At 71.4% G+C, this 7,234-nt stretch carries 7 protein-coding genes and 1 pseudogene; 5 read left to right on the forward strand and 3 right to left on the reverse strand.

Annotated elements, in window-relative coordinates; translation table 11 throughout:
* Positions 1-89 precede the first annotated feature (89 nt).
* The 4 genes from FV222_RS12900 (at position 90) to FV222_RS12915 (ending at position 3,561) form a co-directional block, all read left to right on the forward strand.
* Entirely contained in the window at positions 90-1,580 is a 1,491-nt protein-coding gene (locus tag FV222_RS12900) for an efflux transporter outer membrane subunit (protein ID WP_246685443.1), read from the forward strand.
* A gap of 72 nt (positions 1,581-1,652) precedes the next feature.
* Complete coding sequence (locus tag FV222_RS12905; protein ID WP_147762771.1) at positions 1,653-1,934, forward strand: type II toxin-antitoxin system RelB/DinJ family antitoxin; 282 nt, start codon at positions 1,653-1,655, stop codon at positions 1,932-1,934.
* A gap of 266 nt (positions 1,935-2,200) precedes the next feature.
* On the forward strand, positions 2,201-2,341 hold the full coding sequence (locus FV222_RS31155; RefSeq protein WP_238270250.1) for a type II toxin-antitoxin system YafQ family toxin: 141 nt from the start codon (positions 2,201-2,203) through the stop codon (positions 2,339-2,341).
* 89 nt (positions 2,342-2,430) lie between these two features.
* Entirely contained in the window at positions 2,431-3,561 is a 1,131-nt protein-coding gene (locus FV222_RS12915; RefSeq protein ID WP_147814545.1) for a PrpF domain-containing protein, read from the forward strand.
* 101 nt (positions 3,562-3,662) lie between these two features.
* Here the strand turns inward: FV222_RS12915 and FV222_RS12920 are convergent, their stop codons facing one another.
* From FV222_RS12920 to FV222_RS12930, 3 genes are read right to left on the reverse strand one after another with little or no spacing between them, the layout of a single operon-like run.
* Complete coding sequence (locus FV222_RS12920; RefSeq protein WP_147762773.1) at positions 3,663-4,130, reverse strand: secondary thiamine-phosphate synthase enzyme YjbQ; 468 nt, start codon at positions 4,128-4,130, stop codon at positions 3,663-3,665.
* The gene (locus tag FV222_RS12925; RefSeq protein ID WP_147762774.1) at positions 4,127-5,878 is read right to left on the reverse strand and encodes a cisplatin damage response ATP-dependent DNA ligase; all 1,752 of its coding nucleotides are present in this window, start codon (positions 5,876-5,878) and stop codon (positions 4,127-4,129) included. Before FV222_RS12925 ends, FV222_RS12920 begins: the two co-directional genes overlap by 4 nt.
* Positions 5,875-6,951, reverse strand: coding sequence for a ligase-associated DNA damage response exonuclease (locus tag FV222_RS12930; protein ID WP_147814547.1), 1,077 nt, complete (start codon positions 6,949-6,951; stop codon positions 5,875-5,877). Before FV222_RS12930 ends, FV222_RS12925 begins: the two co-directional genes overlap by 4 nt.
* A 161-nt stretch (positions 6,952-7,112) precedes the next feature.
* On the opposite strand from FV222_RS12930, the pseudogene FV222_RS31160 reads away from it, so the two are divergent.
* Positions 7,113-7,234, forward strand: a pseudogene (locus tag FV222_RS31160) (SAM-dependent methyltransferase); the annotation flags it as partial.

The following is a 7,234-nucleotide window of genomic DNA, read 5'->3' on the forward strand; positions in this document are numbered from 1 at the left end:
GCTGATCTCGCTGTTCTCCCGCCGCCAGCGGGTTCGGCTGGCGGCGGGAGAACAGCGAGATCAGCACCGGCACCACCACGAGGATCAGGTTGGGCGCGAGCCTGAGCCTGTCCGCCTGCGCGGTCGGCCCGAACTACATCGCGCCCGAGGATCCGCCGGTCGCCCGCTACACGAAGGAGCCCCTGGCGAACCCGAGCGCGGCCGACAAGGTCGCCACGCGCCAGGGCGGCTCGGCCGACCAGAGCTTCGTCTCGGGCGCCGACATCCCCGGCCAGTGGTGGACGCTGTTCCGCTCCAAGGCGCTGAACCGCCTGGTCGAGGAGGCGCTGGCCAACAACCCGAACCTGGAGGCGGCCCAGGCGAGCCTGCGCATCGCGCAGCAGAACGTGCTCGCGCAGAAGGGCACGCTGTATCCCTCGCTCTCGGCCAACCCGCAGGCGCTGGGCGCGCGGGCGCCGGGGCTCGACCTGCAATCGCCGCTGCAGAACCAGAACAACTACCTCTACAGCCTCTACACGCCGCAGGTGACGGTGGCGTTCAACCCCGACGTGTTCGGCCTCAACCGCCGCACGATCGAGGGGCTGGAGGCGACGGCCGAGAACCAGCGCTTCCAGCTCGAGGCCGCCTACCTCAGCCTCACCGCCAACGTCGTCGCCGCCGCGATCCAGGAGGCCAGCCTCCGCGCCCAGATCGACGCGACGAAGCGGGTGATCCAGGCCCAGACCGAGGTGCTGACCCTCTACAACAAGCAGCTCTCGCTCGGGCAGATCGCCGGCGCCGACGTGATCCAGCAGCAGGCGGCCCTGTCGCTGTCGCAGCAGCTGCTGCCGCCGCTGGAGAAGCAGCTGGCGCAGCAGCGCAACCTCCTGACCGCGCTCGCCGGACGCCTGCCGAGCGAGGAGGTGGCTGAGACCTTCACCCTCTCGGCCCTGCGGCTGCCGACGAAGGTCCCCGTCAGCCTGCCCTCGCGCCTGGTGCAGCAGCGGCCGGACGTGAAGGCGGCCGAGGCCCTGGTGCAGCAGGCCTCGGCCGGCGTCGGCGTCGCGGTGGCGAACAGGCTGCCGCAATTCTCGATCACCGCCGCGGGCGGTTCGAGCGCCGTGCGGTTGGCGCAGATCACCAACCCGGGCGCCGGGTTCTTCACCATCCTCGGGCAAGCCACCGCGCCGATCTTCGACGCCGGCACGCTCTACCGCCGCCAGCGCGCCTCCGAGGAGACCCTGACCCAGGCGCAGGCGCAGTACCGCGCCGTGGTGATCGCCGCGTTCCAGAACGTGGCCGACGCGCTGCGCGCCCTGCAATCGGACGCCGCCGCGGTCGCCGCCGCCTCGGCCGCGGAGAATGCGACGGGCCAGAGCCTCGGCCTGATCCGCAAGCAGTTCTCGGCCGGCGCCGTGAACTCGACGCAGGTGTTGATCGCCCAGCAGGGCTACCTCTCGGCGCTCGTCACATCGGCCGGCGCGCGGGCGACGCAGTACGCCGACACCGCGGCCCTGTTCCAGGCGCTCGGCGGCGGCTGGTGGAACCGCGCCGACGTCGCCCCGCCCCCGCCCGAGACCGACCCGCTGAAGTTCTTGTAAGGCGGCCGCGAGGACGCGGCGCGTTGACGGCCGGGGTGGCGATCGCCATTCTCAGGAGCGAGAGGCTTTGGCATGACCGCTCCCACATCCGTCCTGCACATCCGCGTCGATGACGAGACCGAGGCTGGCGCCGTGGTCGCGCTCGATGCCCTCGGCCTGTCCATGTCGGATGCGGTGCGCCTGGTCCTGCACCGCGTCGCCACGGATCGAGCGCTTCCCTTCGAACTCGGGGTTCCGAACGCCGAGACCCGGGCTGCGATGGAGGAAGCCGAGACCATCGCCCGCCGGCACCGGAGCCGCTTCACGAACGCCGACGCGTTGATCGCCGACCTTGAAGACGCCGGCATCCGCTAGAGCATTTTTCAAGCGAGGTGGATGCCGGCTCGCGTGAAGAAAATGCGACCACACAGCAGGTTAGAGCATTTTCCGTGATCCAGAGATCACGGAAAATGCTCTAAGCGCGCCGCCCCGCCGCGGGCGTCGGACTACACGAAGACCTTCCGCAAGGATTGGGAACGCCTGTCCCGCTCCGGCCGGTACGACATGTCTCGTCTGAAACAGGTCATGCTGCTGCTGATCGCCAACGACGGCCCCCAGGCCCCGAGTGGCTCGATCATCCGTTGAAGGGGAATTGGGCGGGACATCGCGAATGCCACGTCGGCGGCGACTTCCTGCTCGCCTACACGATCGACGACGAACGCGGCTCCGGCCTCGTCGTCTTCGTCCGCGCCGGCACCCATGCGGACCTGTTTGGAGCCTGAACGGATGCCCTGCGCCGGCCTTGGCGGGATGATGCCGCCGCCGCCGGCAGGCCACGTCCGATGTCCGTCCCTCTACGAAGGCCCGCCTCATGAGCTTCACCGCGATCCCGGCCGTGTTCATGCGCGGCGGCACCAGCAAGGCGCTGATGCTGCACCGGCGCGACGTGCCGGCCGACGTCGCGGCCTGGGAACCGCTGTTCCTGTCGGCGATGGGCAGCCCCGATCCGTTCGGGCGCCAGCTCGACGGCATGGGCGGGGGCGTGTCGTCGGTCTCGAAGATCTGCGTCGTCGCGCGCTCGCGCCGCGACGACGCCGACGTGGATTACACCTTCGTCCAGGTGGTGGTGCGCGAGGCGCGGATCGACCTGTCGGGCAATTGCGGCAACATGCTCTCGGCGGTCGGCCCCTTCGCGATCGACGAGGGGCTGGTCTCGGCGCCCGACGGGCCTGTGACGATCCGGATCTTCAACACCAACACGAAGAAGGTCGTCCACGCCGCCTTCGCGGTGGCGGGCGGACGCGCGGTCTACCGCGGCGACCTCGCCATTCCCGGCGTCGCGGGGACGGCCGCGCCGATCCGCCTCGACTTCGTCAATCCCGGCGGCGCCACCACCGGCCGGCTGCTCCCCATCGGCACGGTGCGCGAGCGCCTCGCGGTGGCGGGGCTCGGGCACTTCGACGTCTCGATGGTGGACGCCGCCAACGCCTGTGTCTTCGTGAAGGCCACCGCCCTCGGGCTGACGGGGACCGAGCTGCCGGCGGCGATCGAGGCCGTACCCGGCCTGCTCGACCGTCTCGGCCGCATCCGCCGCGCGGCCTCGGTGGCGATGGGCATCGCCCGCGACGACGCGCACGCGGCCACCATCGTCCATGTCCCCTTCGTCGGCCTGGTGGCGCCGCCGCAGGACGCGGGCACCCTCTCGGGCGAGCGCGTGACCGCCGCCGCGGTCGACCTCACCGCCCGGGTGATCTCGAACGGCGTGCCGCATCAGGCGCTGCCACTCACCGCCACCCTGTGCCTCGCGGTCGCCGCCCGCCTCCCCGGCAGCGTCGTCGCCGAGGTCGCCCGTGAAACCGCCGACACCCTGCGCGTCGGCATGCCCTCAGGCGTCCTCACCGCCGACGCCGACGTGGTCCAGGATGGGGACGGGTTCCGCACGACGCGCGGTTCGTTCTTCCGCACGGCCCGGCCGCTGATGCGGGGGGTGGTGTACGCGTGAAGCGGACAAGACGGCGTCCCTCCAACCTCGGTCAATCCGGGGCTGCGAAGCAGAGCCCGGAATGACGGGGCGGGTGTGATCGCGGGATCAGCGCGTCCGCCTCACGTCCCCACCACCACCAAGACGATCTCCCGCCGGTGCGCCCGGTCGCGGTGCTCGATCAGGTACACGCCCTGCCAGGTGCCGAGCGCAAGGCGGCCGTCCACCACCGGGATCGACAGGGTGGCGTCGGTGACCATCGTGCGGATGTGGGCGGGCATGTCGTCCGGTCCTTCGGCGCCGTGGACGTAGGCCGCGTGGCGCGGGGCGAAGCCGTCCAGCGCGGTCATCAGGTCGGCCTGCACGTCCGGGTCGGCGTTCTCCTGGATCGTCAGCGAGGCCGAGGTATGCCGGCAGAACACCGTGACGATGCCGTCCGAGACGTCGCTGTCGCGCACGAAGGCGGCGACCGCGTCGGTGAACTCGGTGAAGCCCGGCCCCGGCGTGGCGATCGTCAGCCGCCCGCCGGCCTGGCGCCGGACGGAGCCGGAAAACAGCGCCTCGACCGTCCCCACCGTGCCACGCTTCATTCCGCGATCTCCAAGGTCGTGCCCGGCATCGTCTCGCGCTCGCCCCGCGCCAGGATGCGTTCCAGAAGGTCGATCCGGTCGGCCTCGGCTGCCGGCTTGTCCCAGCGGATGCGGCTGACGCGGGGGAATCGCATGGCGACGCCCGATTTGTGCCGGGTGGAGCGTTGCACGCCCTCGAAGGCGATCTCCAGCACCAATCCGCCCTCCGTCCCGTAGGCGACCTCGCGCACCGGGCCGAAACGCTTCACCGTGTGGTTGCGGACATAGCGGTCGAGCTTGGCCAGCTCCGCGTCGGTGAAGCCGTGATAGGCCTTGCCGACGGGCACCAGCTCGGGCCCGTCGGCGCCGTCCCGCCACACGCCGAACGTGTAGTCGGAGTAGAACGACGAGCGCTTCCCGTGGCCGCGCTGGGCGTACATCATCACCGCGTCGACGAGGTGCGGCTCGCGCTTCCACTTCCACCACGGGCCCTTCGGGCGGCCGGGCAGATAGGGGCTGTCGCGGCGCTTGAGCATCACGCCCTCGATGGCGTCGGCATCCAAGCCGGCTCCCAAAGCCGCCGGGTCGGCGCGGGCCGCGGCCAGGTCCTCCCAGGTCGAGAACGGCACCAGCGGCGAGACGTCGATCCGCACGTGGTCGAGCGTCGCCACGAACGCTTCGAGCCGGGCGCGGCGTTCCACGAAGCCGAGCCCGCGCAGGTCCTCGCCGTCGGCGGTGAGCAGGTCGTAGGCGCGCACATGCGCCGGGAACTCCTCCGTCAGCTTGCCCGTCACCGCCTTGCGGTTGAGGCGCTGCTGCAGCACGTTGAAGCTCTGCACCCGGCTCTCGCGCAGGATCAGCAACTCGCCGTCGAGCGTCCCCGTGAAGGTGACCGCCTCGGCCAAATCCGGGAAGGCGCCGGAGATGTCCTCGCCGGTGCGCGAGTAGATCCGCGCCACCTGCTCGCCCGCCGCGTCGCGCCCGCCGACGAGCTGCACGCGGATGCCGTCCCACTTCCACTCGCCGGAGAAGTCGGCCGGGGCGAGCTTGTCGAAGTCGGTCTCCTCCTCGATCGGGTGCGACAGCATCGGCGGCCGGAACGGGGCCGGGTTCAGGGTCTCGGGCCGCGGGCCGCGCCCCTCCGCCCAGGCGAACAGGGTCTCGAACGGGGCCTTGAGCCCGTGCCAGACCTCCTCGACCGCGTCCGCCTCGTGGCCGCCGAGCGCGCCGACCGCGGTCTTGGCGAGCCGCGCCGACACGCCGACGCGCAGGTTTCCGGTGACGAGCTTCAACAGCGCCCAGCGCCCGGTCTCGTCGAGCGCGTCGAGCCAGGTCGCAAGGTGCTGAGGCAGGTCGGCCTTGCGGATGGTCGACAGGGTCTCGACCACCTCGGCGAGCGTCGGCACGTGCGGAGGCGGGTTGTTGTGGCCGGGGCCGGGAGCGCCGACGGGCTCCCTCTCCCGTTCGGGAGCGGGGACCCGCGCTTCGTCCGCGAGGGGTCCCGGCCAGATCAGCGCGGTCGTCTCCGCGAGATCGCCGACGTAGTTGTGCGAGAGCCGGAACAGCACCGGGTCGATCCGCGCCTCGACGAGGCCGCGGATCAGCGCGGGCTTGGCCTCGCGGAAACTGAGGGTGCCGGTCATCGCCGCGAGCGCGTAGCCGCGTTCCGGGTCCGGGGTCTTCGCGAAGTAGTCCTGCAGCAGGCGCAGCTTCGCGTTGCGGCGCGGCTCGTAAGCGAGGCGGTCCAAAAGCTCGGCGAAATCGTTCACGCGGCGGCCTCGTCGGTGACCTCATCAGCGGCGTCTTGCGCCGCCTCGACGGGCGCCGGCTCCGCGTCGCCGTCGACGCCGTAGCCCAGCATGTGCAGCGGTTTGGCCTTGATGCCCTGCGTCCCGCACCAGTGCACCAGCGCGTCCTCCTGCCCGTGCGTGACCCAGACCTCGCCGGCCCCGGTCTCGCGGATGGTGCGGCAGAGGTCGGGCCAGTCGGCATGGTCGGAGATCACCAGCGGCAGCTCGACGCCCTTCTGGCGGGCACGCGCGCGCACCCGCATCCAGCCCGAGGCGAAGCTCGTCACCGGGTCCGGGAATTTCCGCGACCACACGTCCTGGATCGACGAGGGCGGGCACAGCACGATGGCGCCCTTCAGGCCGGCGCGGTCGGTGGCGGCCACCTTGGGCGTGTCGCCCAGCGCAAAGCCCTCGCGCTTGTACAGCTCGGTCAGCTTCTCCATCGCCCCGTGCAGGTGGATCGGCCGGTCGTAGCCGGCCTCGCGGAGCAGCATCATCACCCGCTGCGCCTTGCCGAGCGCGTAGGCGCCGACGATGTGGGCGCGCTCGGGGAACAGAGCCACGGAATCGAGGAGCTTGCGCACCTCTGCCGCCGTGTCGGGCATGCGGAACACCGGCAGGCCGAAGGTCGCCTCGGTGATGAACACGTCGCAGGGCACCACCTCGAACGGCCGGCAGGTCGGATCGTGCGCGCGCTTGTAGTCGCCCGACACCACCACGCGCACGCCTTGCGCCTCGATCGCGATCTGCGCCGAGCCGAGGACGTGCCCGGCGGGGGCGAACCGCACCGTCACGTCGCCGACGCGGACGTCCGCGCCGAGCACGGCCTCCTGGCGCGCACCGCAAAAATCTTCGCCGTAGCGCACCGCCATGATGCGCAGGGTCTCGCCCGTGGCGAGCACGCTGCCGTGGCCGGCCCGGGCGTGGTCGGCATGGCCGTGGCTGATCAGCGCCCGCTCGACCGGCCAGGTGGGGTCGACGTGGAAGCGCCCGAGCGGGCAGTACAGCCCCTCGCGGGTCAGGGTCAGGAGGTCGCCGGCGCGAAGCGTCATCGGTCCCGTCTCGTCGAGGGTTGGGTCTGGCGGAGGATGGGTCTACCGAGGGGTGGCGTCGCCGACGATATAGGGCGTCGTCCCGACGAGACCCGGATCGATCCCCCATGACATCGATCCCCGCCATCGAATCGATCCCCGCCGTGAAATCGATTCTCGCAATGCACCAGGCCGGCTCCGGCGACCTGCTGGCCGACCGTCGCTTCGCCTACGCCGAGGCGTGCCTGGCCGAGGGCGACTGCGTCGGCGCCGCCGAGATGGCCGAGCAGGCGCTGGAACGCGC

Origin of the sequence: Methylobacterium sp. WL103 (assembly GCF_008039885.1) — a bacterium.
GTDB lineage: Bacteria > Pseudomonadota > Alphaproteobacteria > Rhizobiales > Beijerinckiaceae > Methylobacterium > Methylobacterium cerastii.